A 14,133-nucleotide genomic window follows, 5' to 3' on the forward strand; every position below is an offset into this window, starting at 1 on the left:
AATGGGTCCATGAACCAGCCAAGCGCCCAGGCACCGGTCAAGCACCCGCAGCCGTCCGTCGGCTCCATAGCCGCGCACCGCCCGCACACGGTGGCGGCGAACGTCTCCGACCTCGAGCCCGACATCGATGCCGACCTCGATGCCTACGAGGACTCGGCGCAGGACGGCGTCACCCTGCCGCAGGGCCGCTTCCTGGACCGGGAGCGCAGTTGGCTGGCGTTCAACGAACGCGTCCTCGAACTCGCCGAGGACCCGGACACCCCCCTGCTGGAGCGCGCCAAGTTCCTGGCCATCTTCGCCAGCAACCTGGACGAGTTCTTCATGGTCCGGGTGGCGGGCCTGAAGCGCCGCATCGCCACGGGCGTCGCCACGAAGTCCGCCTCCGGTCTCCAGCCCCGCGAGGTCCTGGAGATGATCTGGGCCCGCTCCCGCGAGCTCATGGCCCGGCACGCGGCCTGCTACCAGGAGGACGTCGCCCCCGCGCTCGCGGAGGAGGGCATCCACCTGGTCCGCTGGGGCGAGCTGACCGAGAAGGAACAGGCCCGCCTGTTCACGCTCTTCCGGCACCAGATCTTCCCCGTGCTGACCCCGCTGGCCGTCGACCCGGCGCACCCCTTCCCGTACATCTCCGGCCTGTCGCTGAACCTGGCCGTCGTCGTGCGCAACCCGGTCAGCGGCCACCGCCACTTCGCGCGCGTCAAGGTCCCGCCGCTGCTCTCCCGCTTCCTGGAGGCCTCCCCGAACCGCTACGTCCCCATCGAGGACGTCATCGCGGCCCACCTGGAAGAGCTCTTCCCGGGCATGGAGGTCCTCGAGCACCACACCTTCCGCCTCACCAGGAACGAGGACCTGGAGGTCGAGGAGGACGACGCCGAGAACCTGCTCCAGGCGCTGGAGAAGGAGCTCATGCGGCGCCGCTTCGGACCGCCGGTGCGCCTGGAGGTCGAGGAGTCCATCGACCGGTACGTCCTCGACCTGCTGGTCCGGGAGCTGAAGATCTCCGAGGCCGAGGTGTACCCGCTGCCGGGTCCCCTGGACCTCACCGGCCTCTTCGGCATCGGCGCCCTCGACCGGCCCGAGCTGAAGTACCCGAAGTTCATCGCGGGCACCCACCGCGACCTCGCCGAGGTCGAGTCGGCCTCCGCGCCCGACATCTTCGCCGCCCTGCGCGAGCGCGACGTCCTGCTGCACCACCCGTACGACTCCTTCTCCACCTCCGTGCAGGCGTTCCTGGAGCAGGCCGCGTCCGACCCGGACGTGCTCGCCATCAAGCAGACCCTGTACCGCACGTCCGGCGACTCGCCGATCGTCGACGCGCTCATCGACGCCGCCGAGTCGGGCAAGCAGGTCCTCGTCCTCGTCGAGATCAAGGCGCGCTTCGACGAGCAGGCCAACATCAAGTGGGCCCGCAAGCTGGAGGAGGCCGGCTGCCACGTGGTGTACGGGCTCGTCGGGCTCAAGACCCACTGCAAGCTGTCGCTCGTCGTGCGACAGGAGGGCGACACCCTGCGCCGCTACAGCCACGTCGGCACGGGCAACTACCACCCGAAGACCGCCCGGCTGTACGAGGACCTCGGACTGCTCACCGCCGACCCGCAGGTCGGCGCGGACCTCTCCGACCTGTTCAACCGGCTCTCGGGCTACTCCCGCCGCGAGACCTACCGGCGGCTCCTGGTCGCCCCCAAGTCCCTGCGCGACGGCCTGATCGCGCGGATCAACAAGGAAGTACAGCACCACAACGCCGGACGCCCCGCCTACGTGCGCATCAAGGTCAACTCGATGGTGGACGAGGCGATCATCGACGCGCTGTACCGCGCCTCCCAGGCCGGCGTGCCGGTCGACGTATGGGTGCGCGGCATCTGCGCGGTGCGCCCCGGCGTCACGGGCCTGTCCGAGAACATTCGGGTCCGCTCCGTCCTCGGCCGCTTCCTCGAGCACTCCCGGGTCTTCGGCTTCGGCAACGGCGGCGAGCCCGAAGTGTGGATCGGCAGCGCCGACATGATGCACCGCAACCTCGACCGGCGGATCGAGGCACTGGTCCGGGTCACGGACCCGGCCCACCGGGCGGCCCTCAACCGGCTGCTCGAAACCGGTATGTCCGACACCACCGCCTCCTGGCACCTCGGCCCCGACGGAGAGTGGACCCGGCACGCGACCGACGCGGATGGCCAGCCCCTGCGGAACGTCCAGGAGATGCTCATAGACGCCCGGAGGCGCCGGCGTGGCACAGCAGCACCTTGATCCCCCCACCAACCCCGCGGCCCGGTCCTCTCCCCGGCTCCCGGCCCCGCTCGCGCAGGGAGGCACACCCACCGGAGACGACCTCGCGGCCTATCTGAGGGCCCAGGCCACGGAGTTCCTCCGTTCGCTGCGCCAGCACCGGGAGACCGGCGGCGCGGCGAACGGCTCGCAGGAGTCGGTCGACGCGGTGCGCGCCCTGCGCCGCTCGGCCCGCCGCATCAGCGGCAGCCTGCACACCTTCCGCCCCCTGCTCGAAGCGGACTGGTCGGAGGGCATGCGCCCCGAACTGGCCTGGCTGTCCGGGACCTTGGCGCGCGAGCACGCGTACGGGGCCCGGCTGGAGCGGCTGCTCGGGGCCCTCAACCGGCTCTCCGGCGCCGCCCTGCCCGCGTCGGGCGCCCCCGCGGCCCCCAAGGGGAACCTGACCGTCGGTGCGGCGAAGGCGGGCGCCCTGCTGGACCGTCAGCTCACGCTGGCCCGCACCCGCGCGCACTCCGCGGCCCTCCAGGCGCTGGGCTCCTCCCGCTTCCACGCGGTCGCCGACAGCGTCGCCGTGCTCGCCAGCGAGGTCCCGCTGGTGCCCGGCGCGGCCGGCACCGGCCTGCGTCCGTCGGCCGCCGCCGCGGAGGACCGGCTGACGGACGCCGTCGCCGCGCTGCCGCTGGCCACCGCGGGCCACCCCTACAACGCGGAGGCACTCGTCCACGGCCTGTCCGCCGACACCGCCCCGCAGCCGCAGGACGCGCCGTGGCACCAGGTCCGGCTGCTGCTGCGGCTGCACCGCTACGCCCGCGAGGTGCTGTACGGCGAGGAGTGCCCGGTGGACGTGCGGCTGCTCGCCGCGGGCCAGGCGCTGAACCGGCACCGGGACGCGGCGGAGGCGGCCTCGGCCGCCGCCGCGGCGGCGCGCACCCCGCGGATCGCCCCGGCGACGGCGTACGCGCTCGGTGTGCTCCACGCCGACCAGCGGCACGAGGTGGAGGCGGCCCGGTTCGCCTTCCAGCAGGCATGGCAGAAGGAAGCCGTACGCACCCCCTGAGGGAGGCCCCATGGCATCCACGGCAGACGACACCATCCGCGCGGCGGGCTGCGTCCTGTGGCGCCGCTCCCCGTTCGACGGGGAACTGGAGATCTGCCTCGTGCACCGGCCGAAGTACGACGACTGGTCGCACCCGAAGGGCAAGCTGAAGCGCGGCGAGGACCCGCTCACGGGGGCGGTCCGCGAGGTGGAGGAGGAGACGGGGTACGTCGCCGCCCCGGGCGCCGCCCTCCCCGCGCTCCGCTACCTCGTCGGCGGCCGCCCCAAGGAGGTCCGCTACTGGGCGGCCGAGGCGGTGGACGGCCATTTCACGCCGAACCGCGAGGTCGACCGTGTCCTGTGGCTCTCCCCCACGGCGGCCCGTCACCGGCTGACCCAGTCCCGGGACCGCGACCTGGTCGACGCCCTGCCGGACGTGCTGCACCTGGCCTAGGGACTCCTGCTCCCGGCAGGGGACCGGCCTCCGCCCGGTACATACCGCCCGCTCCAGCGTGTATGTACCGGGCGATCGCCGTTCTGTACGGCGCCGAGCTGTTCACAACGAAATCTGAATGATTTTGCGCATATGCCTAGAGTTGTCGGTGGAATCCGAGTTGCCGGAAACCGACCTGTGTCCTCGACGTAAGCGTTCCGTGACCTCACCGCACCGTCCGCAGGGGTTCACCCCCCGTTCACTTATGGCCATCGGCGGCTTCACCTGTTCTGCCTAATTTCGGCCTTACCCGGTGCGGAGCGCCTTCTCGACGGAGCCTCCGCATGACACCGAACCTCGCACGCCGCCAACCTGACGGCGGCTCCTGGAAGGAACTCCCGAAAGTGAAGCTTCAGCGCAAGAACCGGCTTCGCGCCCTCTCGCTCGGTGCTGTCGCCGTCTCCGGCGCCCTGGCCCTCACGGCGTGCGGCTCGGACGACACCGGCAAGGACAACGGTGGCGGCAGCTCGTCGGCGGCCAGCAACAACAGCGCCATCAAGTGCGACGACGCCAAGGGCCAGCTCCAGGCCTCCGGCTCTTCCGCCCAGAAGAACGCGATCGACGCCTGGGTCAAGGCCTTCACGGCCGCCTGCAAGGACGTCCAGATCAACTACAACCCGACGGGTTCGGGCGCCGGTGTCACGGCGTTCACCCAGGGCCAGACCGCGTTCGCCGGTTCGGACTCGCCCCTCAAGCCCGAAGAGGCCACCGCGGCCAAGAAGGCGTGCGGCGGCAACGCCGCGGTCGACCTGCCCATGGTCGGTGGCCCCATCGCCATCGGTTACAACCTCCCGGGTGTCGACAACCTCGTCCTGGACGCCTCGACGATCGCCAAGATCTTCGACGGCAAGATCAAGACGTGGGACGACGACGCGATCGCCAAGCTGAACCCCGACGCGAAGCTGCCCAGCACCAAGATCCAGGCGTTCCACCGCTCGGACGAGTCCGGCACCACGGACAACTTCACCAAGTACCTGAAGGCCGTCGCCCCGTCGGACTGGAAGTACTCGGGCGGCAAGGCCTGGCAGGCGAAGGGCGGCCAGTCCGCTCAGGGCTCCTCCGGCCTCGCCCAGCAGGTGAAGCAGACCGCGGGCGCGATCTCGTACTTCGAGCTCTCGTACGCCGCTGAGGGCATCAGCACCGTCGACCTCAAGACGGAGGCCGCCACCCCGGTCAAGGCCACCGTCGAGAACGCCACCAAGGCGATCTCCACCGCCAAGGTCGCCGGCGTCGGCAACGACCTGGCCCTGGAGCTGAACTACAAGCCGACCGCCGAGGGCGCCTACCCGCTCACGCTGGTCACCTACGAGATCGTCTGCGAGAAGGGCAACAAGGCCGACACCCTGGCCGCCACCAAGTCCTTCCTCAACTACATCGCGAGCGAGGACGGTCAGAAGCTCCTGACCGACGCGCAGTACGCGCCGATCCCCGCCGAGATCATCACCAAGGTTCGCTCCACCGTCTCGAACCTGAGCTGACCCGAGTGTGCGGCCCGCCTCACCGAGGCGGGCCGCACCGTCCGGTGCACCGCCGCCTGGAGCCGCCATCCGGCTCCGCAGACCGGAGACTCACGATGGACATATCGACTCAGAACACTGAAGCGCCTCCCCCCACCCCTCCGCGTTCCACCGCCATGCACAAGCGCACGGCCCGTGGCGCCACCCGCCCCGGGGACCGTGTCTTCCTCGGCCTCTCCCGCGGGTCCGGCATCCTCCTCCTGGTGATCATGGCCGCCATCGCGGTCTTCCTCACCTACCGCGCCGCCCTCGCGATCAGCAAGGACGACGCGAACTTCCTCACCGCTTTCGAGTGGAACACCAACCTCGAGCCGCCGACCTTCGGCATCGCGGTCCTGGCCTTCGGCACGGTGGTCTCCGCGATCATCGCCATGGCCCTCGCGGTCCCGGTCGCCGTCGGCATCGCGCTGTTCATCACGCACTACGCGCCCCGCAAGCTCGGCGGCCCCATCGCGTACGTGATCGACCTGCTCGCCGCCGTCCCGTCCATCGTGTACGGCCTGTGGGGCGCCATCGTCCTCGTGCCGCACATGACCGGCCTCTTCGGCTGGCTCGACCACTACTTCGGCTGGACCGGCATCTTCGAGTGGCAGGGCGGAGCGCCCCGCTCGATGCTCACCGTCGGCATCCTGCTCGCGATCATGATCCTTCCGATCATCACCAACGTGAGCCGCGAGGTCTTCCGCCAGGCGCCGCAGATGCACCAGGAGGCCGCGCTGGCCCTCGGTGCCACGCGCTGGGAAGTCATCCGCATGTCAGTGCTGCCCTTCGGCCGCTCCGGCGTGATCTCCGCGTCGATGCTCGGCCTCGGCCGCGCGCTGGGCGAGACGATGGCCGTCGCCACCGTGCTCTCCCCGACCTTCGACATCACCGCCAGCCTGCTCGACCCGGGCGGCGGCACGTTCGCACAGAACATCGCGAGCAAGTTCAACGAGGCCACCACGTTCGGCCAGGACGCCCTGATCGCCTCGGGTCTCGTCCTGTTCGTCATCACTCTGCTGGTCAACGGCGCGGCGCGCGTGATCATCAACCGCCGCAAGGAGTACTCGGGGGCCAACGCATGAGCACCGCACCCCTCACCGACAAGCGCCCCAGCACGCTGCGCGGCGCCAGCCTCCCGAAGTGGTCCCCGTGGGCCATCGCCGCGGGAGCCGTCGCCCTCGCCGTGGGCATCGGCCTGGGCGCGGGGCTCGACAGCAAGGTCCAGTGGGGCCTGATCGCCGCGCTCCTGTTCGTCTTCGGCACGTACGGCATCGCCGCACGCGTCGAGGGCCGCCGTCAGGCCAAGGACCGCGTCGCCACCAGCCTGGTCTGGGTCTGCTTCATCGTCGCCGTGATCCCGCTGGCCTCCCTGATCTGGGAGACCGTCAAGCGGGGCGTGAAGGCCTTCGACCTCTACTTCCTCAGCCACTCCATGGGCGTGGTGGCCGACAACGAGCCCGGTGGCGGTATCTACCACGCGCTCCTCGGCACCCTGGAGCAGGTGGGCATCGCGACCCTGATCGCCGTGCCGATCGGCGTGCTCACCGCGATCTACCTCGTCGAGTACGGACGGGGCAAGCTCGCCCGCGCCGTCACCTTCTTCGTCGACGTCATGACGGGCGTCCCGTCGATCGTCGCCGGTCTGTTCATCCTCAGCTTCTGGATCCTGATCCTGGACATGGGCTACTCCGGCTTCGCCGGCGCGCTCGCCCTGTCGATCCTGATGATGCCCGTGGTGGTCCGCTCCACCGAGGAGATGCTCAAGCTCGTTCCCAACGAGCTGCGTGAGGCCTCCCTCGCGCTGGGCGTCCCGAAGTGGCGCACGATCATCAAGGTGGTTCTGCCGACGTCCATCGGCGGTATCACCACGGGCGTGATGCTCGCCGTCGCACGTATCACCGGTGAGACGGCTCCCGTGCTGCTGTTGGTGTGGGGTACGAACTTCATCAACAACAACCCGTTCTCCGGCCCGCAGGCCTCGCTTCCGCTCTACATCTACCGGCAGTACGCCGCCGGTACCGAAGTGGCCTACGACCGGGCCTGGGCAGCGGCACTCGCGCTCATCGCCTTCGTCATGATCCTCAACCTGGCGGCGCGTGGCATCGCGCGCTGGAAGGCACCCAAGACGGGCCGCTGACGCGGCCGATCAGCGACCCGAAACCTTGCGAAAGAAGCAGTGATAGACATGGCCAAGCGCATCGACGTGAGCGGGCTCACCGCCTACTACGGCGCCCACCGGGCGATCGAAGACATCTCCATGACGGTCGAGCCCCGCTCCGTGACGGCCTTCATCGGCCCCTCCGGCTGCGGCAAGTCGACCTTCCTGCGCACCCTGAACCGCATGCACGAGGTCACCCCCGGTGGCCGCGTCGAGGGCAAGGTGCTCCTGGACGACGAGGACCTGTACGGCACGGGAGTCGACCCGGTCGCCGTGCGCCGCACCATCGGCATGGTCTTCCAGCGCCCCAACCCCTTCCCCACGATGTCGATCTTCGACAACGTCGCGGCGGGCCTGCGCCTGAACGGCTCCTACAAGAAGTCCGAGCTGAACGACATCGTCGAGAAGTCCCTCAAGGGCGCCAACCTCTGGAACGAGGTCAAGGACCGCCTGAGCAAGCCCGGCTCCGGCCTCTCCGGTGGTCAGCAGCAGCGTCTGTGCATCGCGCGGGCGATCGCCGTGGAGCCCCAGGTCCTCCTCATGGACGAGCCCTGCTCGGCCCTCGACCCCATCTCCACCCTCGCCATCGAGGACCTGATCGGGGAGCTCAAGGAGCGCTTCACGATCGTCATCGTGACGCACAACATGCAGCAGGCCGCCCGCGTCTCCGACCGCACCGCGTTCTTCAACCTGGCCGCGGTCGGCCAGCCCGGCCGCCTCATAGAGATCGACGACACGGAGCGCATCTTCTCCAACCCGTCGGTCCAGGCCACGGAGGACTACATCTCGGGCCGCTTCGGCTGACCGGCCCGTCCTCCCCGAGAACCCTCGCGGTGCTGCATGGCGGTGCCACCGCGAGGAAGAAGAAGGGCCCGCCCCCTGGCTCCCGGGGGGCGGGCCCGATTCTTTACCCGAACAGTCGGCCTCAGCCCGTCCGGCGCTTGAGCACAAGGCCGTCCAGACCGACGCACTCCCTGGGCGCCGGCCCCCTGAGAACAGGGGCGGCACACTCCAGCCCGTCCGGCGCTTGAGCACAAGGCCGTCCAGACCGACGCACTCCCTGGGCGCCGGCCCCCTGAGAACAGGGGCGGCACACTCCAGCCCGTCCGGCGCTTGAGCACAAGGCCGTCCAGACCGACGCACTCCCTGGGCGCCGGCCCCCTGAGAACAGGGGCGGCACACTCCAGCCCGTCCGGCGCTTGAGGACAAGGCCGTCCAGGCCGATCCGGGGGTCCGGGGGCGAAGCCTCCGGGAACAAGGGACGGGCAGGGGCGGAGGGGGCGAAAACCCTCCCCCCGCCCCGGGCACCGAACCCTAGAGGAACGCCAGGTTCACGACCCAGAAGCTGGCGGCAGCCACCACCGCAGCGGCCGGCATGGTGATGAACCACCCGAGCACGATGTTCTTGGCGACCCCCCAGCGCACGGCGTTCACCCGCTTCGTCGCCCCGACACCCATGATCGCGGAGGTGATGACATGCGTGGTCGAGATCGGCGCCTTGAACAGGAACGCGGTGACGAACATGATCGACGCCCCCGTCGTCTCCGCGGCGAACCCCTGCGGCGGATCGAGCTCGATGATCTTCCGCCCCAGCGTCCGCATGATGCGCCAGCCACCCGCGTAGGTGCCGAGGGACAGCATCACCGCACAGGCGATCTTCACCCACACCGGGATCGGGTCGTCGGCGCCCTGCACGTCACCGATGACGAGGGCCATCACCACGATGCCCATCGTCTTCTGCGCGTCCTGGAGACCGTGACCGAGCGCCATGCCGGCCGCCGACACGGTCTGGGCTATCCGGAATCCACGCTTGGCCTTGTGCGGGTTGGCCCTGCGGAAGATCCACATGATCGCGCACATGACCAGGTAGCCGACGATCAGACCGACGATCGGCGACAGGAACATCGGAATGACGATCTTGTCGATGACGCCGGACCAGAGAACGGTCGTACCCCCCGCGAGCGCCGCCCCCACGAGCCCGCCGAACAACGCGTGCGAGGAGGACGACGGAAGCCCGAAGTACCAGGTGACGAGGTTCCAGACGATCGCCCCGATCAGCGCGGCGAAGAGGATGCCCATCCCCTTGCCGCCCTCGGGCGTCTCGATCAGCCCCTTGCTGACGGTGTGCGCGACACCACTGCCGAGGAAGGCGCCGGCGAGGTTCATCACGGCGGCCATGGCGAGCGCGGCCCGCGGGGTCAGTGCCCGCGTGGAGACCGACGTGGCGATGGCGTTCGCCGAGTCGTGGAAGCCGTTCGTGTACGTGAATCCGAGCGCGACACCGATGGTCACGATCAGCGCGAAGGTGTCCACGAAGCCTCAGGACTCCTTGACCGCGATGGTCTCCACGGTGTTCGCCACGTGTTCGAACGCGTCGGCCGCTTCCTCCAGCACGTCCACGATCTGCTTGAGCTTCAGCACTTCGATGGCGTCGTACTTGCCGTTGAAGAGGTGGGCGAGCAGCTTGCGGTGGATCTGGTCGGCCTGGTTCTCCAGACGGTTGACCTCGATCCAGTACTCGGTCAGGTTGTCCATGGTGCGCAGGTTCGGCATGGCCTCCGCGGTCAGCTCCGCGGCCCGGGCCAGCACCTCGATCTGCTGCTCGACGCCCTTGGGCAGTTCCTCGACGTTGTAGAGGACGACCAGGTCGACGGCCTCCTCCATGAAGTCCATGATGTCGTCGAGGGACGAGGCCAGGTTGTAGATGTCCTCGCGGTCGAACGGCGTGATGAAGGAGGAGTTCAGCTGGTGGAAGATCGCGTGCGTCGCGTCGTCACCGGCGTGTTCCGCTGCCCGCATACGCTCTGCGATCTCGGCCCGGGCGGAGGCGTCCGCCCCAAGCAGTTCCATCAGGAGTTTCGAGCCGGTGACGATGTTGTCCGCGGACGCGGAGAACATGTCGTAGAAGCTCGTCTCCCTGGGGGTCAGACGAAAGCGCACTTGGGGTCCTCGGGGTGCTTCGGTTCGGTCAGGCTGATGCTAGGCGCATCATCCGGCCACGGCTAATGGGCCGTCCCCCAGTGTCGCCCATCGGGCACAGTGATCAGCACAGGGTCCGGTTCCGGCTTCGGGCAAGGGCTCCATACCCAGCAAAGTTCGATACCATATACCCACCAGGGGTATCAGTTGGCGGGAGGACGCGATGACGACCACAGAGGCCGGCGCGACGGCACCCTCCGGCGAGACCGAGGCCGTCGAGGGACCTGCCGGAGGGACCCCCGAGGTCGTGACGGATCACGACCGCGGGATCCACGGCTACCACAAGCAGAAGGACGAGCACCTCAAGCGTCTGCGCCGTATCGAGGGCCAGATCAGGGGCCTGCAGCGCATGGTCGACGAGGACGTCTACTGCATCGACATACTCACCCAGGTGTCGGCCTCCACGAAGGCGCTGCAGTCCTTCGCGCTCCAGCTCCTGGAGGAGCACCTGCGGCACTGCGTCGCTGACGCGGCCCTCAAGGGCGGCGAGGAGATCGACGCGAAGGTCGAGGAGGCGACCAAGGCGATCGGCCGGCTGCTGCGCACCTGACCCGGACCGGGTCGGCCGGCGAAGGGACACGATTCCGGCCGTACGCGCATTCCGTTTCCGCGTGGCGGGAGGTGACCTACGTCTCCCGCGCGCCCCGTTCGTGGGCGCGCTCTTCGGCCACCTTCAGCACCTCGTCGATGCTCTCCAGACTGAGCCGGTCCTCGTCGGCGGCCGAGGCCGCGATGATCAGCTCCCCGCACAGCTCGATCTCGGCGAGGGCCACGTGGTCCTGAACTGCCGTACCGCCGACCGGAGCCACGTGCATCACCTCTTCCTGCCGTCACCGACTTCCTAGAGTAGGGAGCGGCCTACACACCGCGCATGGCACGGAAGGGCCATTTCCGGCCCCTCCCTGGAAGCTACTGTTCCGCGATCTTCCCGGCGAAAATGTCCCGCGGGCGCGGCAGCCGTACATCGGCGGGCGCCCCGAAGTCGTACAGCAGCGTCGTCGAGGCGACGGCCACCGTGCCCTTCTGGTGGCCGTTGACGAAGCTGAAGCGGTGCCGCACCTTGCGCAGCCGGCCCTGCTCGTCGAGGTAGGCGTCGAACGGCACCTCCGCGGTGGCGAACCCTTTCGCCGCCGCCTTCAGCGCGGACCGCTGCCCCTTCGAGGCGCCACTGGCGGCGACGTGCAGGTCGGCGGTCCCGCGGTAGTGCCGCACCCGCGTCCCGGCCACCTCCGTCTCCCCCACGAAGGTCGCCGTCCGGGCCCCGCGCAGCAGTTCCGCCGCCGCGTACGGGTCGGTGGCGCCGCCCGTCACCAGGTTCCCGTCGGAGAGACCGGCCGTGTCCACGCGGACCCATTTGTCCACGGGCACCCCCGCGCCGCGGTTCTTCATGAACAGGGCTCCGGGCGCGAGCAGCTCGGTGATCGGCCGGTGCTCGGCCGTGCCGGCGGGATCCTGCGGGAGCAGCACCTTGAGCTCGCCCTGCTGCTTCCTGAAGTCGTACACGCCCTGCCCGCGGATGGTGACCCGGGTCCCGCCCGTGGCCATCTCCATCGACGTACGGGCCTTGGCGCTGCCCGCGCGCTCCAGGGTGGCGGCGGCCCGGTGCAGCGCCTCGACGGTGCCGGAGCCGGTCCGGGCGTCGTCGGCGGCACCTCCGCCCGCGCATCCCGTGGCACACACGGCCAGTCCCGCCGTCACGGCCGCGACGACCAGCAGGCCGGTCCGCCCTTCCGTCTGAGCCACCTGCGCCACCATCGCCTTGCCGACCCCCAGCCGGTCGTCCTGGGCCCTCCCTGTCGTTCCGGTTAACGACGGGTAGGGGCGGCCGTCACGCGGCTCCCGTCCATTCACTTGCCTTGGGTAACGTTGTCGGCGTGGCGCAGCAGGACGACGACGGCCCTTTCCCCGAACACCGCACGACGACGGTCGAACAGGGCCGCTTCTGTGTGGCCCGGTGCACCTGCGGCTGGCGAGGCCCCGCGCGCCGCGCGCGCAGTCTGGCCCGGACGGACGCGGAGATCCATTCCGAGGACGTGCTCGGCCGGGGCGCGCTGTAGCCGTTCTGCGACGTTCGCGCGTGGAACCCCGGGGCCCGGTGACCCGTCTCGTTCCACGGAACCCACAGGAGGCGCACATGCAACGGCGTACGTTCATCGGCGGAGCCACCGCCGCACTCGCGGCGGCGGCGACGTCCGCGTGCAACGGCGGCGACACCAAGGCGGCGGGCGCCTCCGAGAGCGCCGGTACCGGCACGTCGGTCCGCACGGCCACCGCCAGCAGCCGCGCGGCCGCGAACTGGGCCGCCCTGTCCAGGGAACTGGACGGTGCGCTGATCCGCCCCGGCGACCGCAGCTGGCCGGCCGCCCACCAGCTGTACAACACGCGCTTCGACGGGCTGAAGCCCGCGGCCGTCGCGTACGTCGCGCACGCGGACGACATCCGCACGACCATGGACTACGCCCGCGCGCACGGCATCAAGGTGTCGATCCGCAACGGCGGCCACTCGTACGCGGGCTGGTCCTCCGGCAACGGCCGCCTGGTCGTCGACGTCTCCAAGCTGAACAAGATCCGGGCGTCGGGGAACGAGGCGGTGGTCGGCGCCGGTTCCAAGCTGATCGACGTCTATCGCGCGCTGGCCGCGAAGGGCGTCACCATTCCCGCGGGTTCCTGCCCCACCGTGGGCGTCTCCGGGCTGACCCTGGGCGGCGGCCACGGGGTGGTGTCCCGGGCGTACGGGCTGACCTGCGACAGCCTCACGCAGGCCACGCTGATCACCGCCGACGGCAAGCAGCTCACCGCGAACGCCACGGACCACAAGGACCTGTTCTGGGCCCTGCGCGGTGCCGGCAACGGAAACTTCGGCGTCGTCACCGAACTGCGTTTCAAGACCCACCCGGCCCCGCAGGGCGTCTCGGCCTACATGACCTGGCCGTGGGCCAAGGCCGCCGCCGTGCTGAAGGCGTGGCAGGAGTGGGGCCCGGACCAGCCCGACGAGATCTGGTCGTCGTGCCACCTCGCGAACGCGGCGGGCGGCACCCCCACGGTGTCCGTGGCCGCGTTCTCGCTCGGCACCTACGGTGAACTCCAGAACGCCGTGGACCGGCTGGCCGACCGCATCGGTGCCCCGGCACGCAGCGTCTCCCTCAAGAGGCGTTCGTACGAGGAATCGATGGAGGTGTACGCGGGCTGCTCCTCCTTCCCGACGGACGCGCAGTGCCACCTGCCGGGTCCGACGCCGGGCCGCAGCCCGCAGGGCGCGCTCGGCCGTGAGACCTACGCGGCGCGTTCGGACTTCTTCGACCGTTCGATCCCGGCCGCCGGCATCCAGGCGCTGTTGAACCAGATATCCGGCGTCCGCGGCGGCGCGGGCAGCATCGCGCTGACGGCGCTGGGCGGCGCCGTGAACCGGGTGTCGCCCACGGCCACCGCCTTCGTGCACCGCCGTTCACGGATGCTCGCGCAGTACATCGTCTCCTGGCGGGCGGGCACCTCCGGCACGACGGCGCAGTCCTGGCTGGGCACCGCGCACTCCGCCATGGGCCGGTACGCCTCCGGCGCCGCCTACCAGAACTACACGGACGCCACCCTCACCGACTGGCGCAAGGCGTACTACGGCGACGCGGCGACCCGGCTCACGGCGCTGAAGAAGCAGTACGACCCGCACCACTTCTTCTCCTTCCCGCAGGCGCTCTGACCCGCGGGACGGGAGGAGGTGCGGGGCGGGAGAGGATGCGGGACGGGAGGG

14 protein-coding genes are annotated in these 14,133 nt (G+C 70.0%); 10 read left to right on the forward strand and 4 right to left on the reverse strand.

Features of this window, described 5'->3' with window-relative positions:
- The first annotated feature begins 9 nt into the window (after positions 1–9).
- The 7 genes from ACSYGO_RS23025 to pstB all read left to right on the forward strand — a co-directional run bounded on the left by ACSYGO_RS23025 (position 10) and on the right by pstB (position 8,213).
- Positions 10–2,241, forward strand: a complete 2,232-nt coding sequence (locus ACSYGO_RS23025) for an RNA degradosome polyphosphate kinase (RefSeq protein ID WP_095935293.1) — start codon at positions 10–12, stop codon at positions 2,239–2,241.
- Positions 2,222–3,280 carry a CHAD domain-containing protein gene (locus ACSYGO_RS23030; RefSeq protein ID WP_426679111.1) on the forward strand — a complete coding sequence of 353 codons (1,059 nt, stop codon included), beginning with the start codon at positions 2,222–2,224 and terminating at the stop codon, positions 3,278–3,280. Before ACSYGO_RS23025 ends, ACSYGO_RS23030 begins: the two co-directional genes overlap by 20 nt.
- Before the next feature lie 10 nt (positions 3,281–3,290).
- Complete coding sequence (locus tag ACSYGO_RS23035; protein WP_426679112.1) at positions 3,291–3,713, forward strand: NUDIX hydrolase; 423 nt, start codon at positions 3,291–3,293, stop codon at positions 3,711–3,713.
- Positions 3,714–4,096: 383 nt separating this feature from the next.
- On the forward strand, positions 4,097–5,230 hold the full coding sequence (pstS, locus tag ACSYGO_RS23040; RefSeq protein ID WP_426679133.1) for a phosphate ABC transporter substrate-binding protein PstS: 1,134 nt from the start codon (positions 4,097–4,099) through the stop codon (positions 5,228–5,230).
- 95 nt (positions 5,231–5,325) lie between these two features.
- The gene (gene pstC, locus ACSYGO_RS23045; protein ID WP_426679113.1) at positions 5,326–6,333 is read left to right on the forward strand and encodes a phosphate ABC transporter permease subunit PstC; all 1,008 of its coding nucleotides are present in this window, start codon (positions 5,326–5,328) and stop codon (positions 6,331–6,333) included.
- A complete protein-coding gene (pstA, locus tag ACSYGO_RS23050; protein WP_426679114.1) occupies positions 6,330–7,388 on the forward strand; it encodes a phosphate ABC transporter permease PstA in 1,059 nt (352 codons plus the stop codon). The genes pstC and pstA overlap by 4 nt, the downstream gene beginning before the upstream one ends.
- Positions 7,389–7,436: 48 nt before the next feature.
- Complete coding sequence (gene pstB / locus ACSYGO_RS23055) at positions 7,437–8,213, forward strand: phosphate ABC transporter ATP-binding protein PstB (RefSeq protein WP_426679115.1); 777 nt, start codon at positions 7,437–7,439, stop codon at positions 8,211–8,213.
- Positions 8,214–8,723: 510 nt separating this feature from the next.
- On the opposite strand, the gene ACSYGO_RS23060 is transcribed toward pstB, so the two are convergent.
- Complete coding sequence (locus ACSYGO_RS23060) at positions 8,724–9,722, reverse strand: inorganic phosphate transporter (RefSeq protein WP_426679116.1); 999 nt, start codon at positions 9,720–9,722, stop codon at positions 8,724–8,726.
- A gap of 6 nt (positions 9,723–9,728) precedes the next feature.
- Positions 9,729–10,349 carry a DUF47 domain-containing protein gene (locus ACSYGO_RS23065; protein ID WP_037622416.1) on the reverse strand — a complete coding sequence of 207 codons (621 nt, stop codon included), beginning with the start codon at positions 10,347–10,349 and terminating at the stop codon, positions 9,729–9,731.
- Positions 10,350–10,551: 202 nt separating this feature from the next.
- Between ACSYGO_RS23065 and ACSYGO_RS23070 the strand changes: the two genes are divergently transcribed.
- The gene (locus ACSYGO_RS23070) at positions 10,552–10,938 is read left to right on the forward strand and encodes a metal-sensitive transcriptional regulator (protein ID WP_426679117.1); all 387 of its coding nucleotides are present in this window, start codon (positions 10,552–10,554) and stop codon (positions 10,936–10,938) included.
- Positions 10,939–11,014: 76 nt separating this feature from the next.
- Here the strand turns inward: ACSYGO_RS23070 and ACSYGO_RS23075 are convergent, their stop codons facing one another.
- Both ACSYGO_RS23075 and ACSYGO_RS23080 read right to left on the reverse strand, forming a co-directional pair.
- Complete coding sequence (locus tag ACSYGO_RS23075) at positions 11,015–11,203, reverse strand: hypothetical protein (protein ID WP_426679118.1); 189 nt, start codon at positions 11,201–11,203, stop codon at positions 11,015–11,017.
- A gap of 94 nt (positions 11,204–11,297) precedes the next feature.
- On the reverse strand, positions 11,298–12,143 hold the full coding sequence (locus ACSYGO_RS23080) for a hypothetical protein (RefSeq protein WP_460387478.1): 846 nt from the start codon (positions 12,141–12,143) through the stop codon (positions 11,298–11,300).
- A 119-nt stretch (positions 12,144–12,262) separates the two neighbouring features.
- Between ACSYGO_RS23080 and ACSYGO_RS23085 the strand changes: the two genes are divergently transcribed.
- On the forward strand, positions 12,263–12,445 hold the full coding sequence (locus ACSYGO_RS23085) for a hypothetical protein (RefSeq protein WP_095935238.1): 183 nt from the start codon (positions 12,263–12,265) through the stop codon (positions 12,443–12,445).
- A gap of 77 nt (positions 12,446–12,522) precedes the next feature.
- Positions 12,523–14,082, forward strand: a complete 1,560-nt coding sequence (locus tag ACSYGO_RS23090) for an FAD-binding oxidoreductase (protein WP_426679119.1) — start codon at positions 12,523–12,525, stop codon at positions 14,080–14,082.
- Positions 14,083–14,133 lie beyond the last annotated feature (51 nt).

This window comes from Streptomyces krungchingensis (assembly GCF_054729265.1).

Excerpts from the sequence above, each read along its gene's own strand:
- pstB (WP_426679115.1), top strand. The coding sequence starts at position 7,437 with ATGGCCAAGCGCATCGACGTGAGCGGGCTCACCGCCTACTACGGCGCC.
- ACSYGO_RS23080 (WP_460387478.1), bottom strand. The coding sequence starts at position 12,143 with ATGGTGGCGCAGGTGGCTCAGACGGAAGGGCGGACCGGCCTGCTGGTC.
- pstC (WP_426679113.1), top strand. The coding sequence starts at position 5,326 with ATGGACATATCGACTCAGAACACTGAAGCGCCTCCCCCCACCCCTCCG.
- ACSYGO_RS23090 (WP_426679119.1), top strand. The coding sequence starts at position 12,523 with ATGCAACGGCGTACGTTCATCGGCGGAGCCACCGCCGCACTCGCGGCG.
- ACSYGO_RS23025 (WP_095935293.1), top strand. The coding sequence starts at position 10 with ATGAACCAGCCAAGCGCCCAGGCACCGGTCAAGCACCCGCAGCCGTCC.
- ACSYGO_RS23070 (WP_426679117.1), top strand. The coding sequence starts at position 10,552 with ATGACGACCACAGAGGCCGGCGCGACGGCACCCTCCGGCGAGACCGAG.
- pstA (WP_426679114.1), top strand. The coding sequence starts at position 6,330 with ATGAGCACCGCACCCCTCACCGACAAGCGCCCCAGCACGCTGCGCGGC.
- ACSYGO_RS23075 (WP_426679118.1), bottom strand. The coding sequence starts at position 11,203 with ATGCACGTGGCTCCGGTCGGCGGTACGGCAGTTCAGGACCACGTGGCC.
- ACSYGO_RS23035 (WP_426679112.1), top strand. The coding sequence starts at position 3,291 with ATGGCATCCACGGCAGACGACACCATCCGCGCGGCGGGCTGCGTCCTG.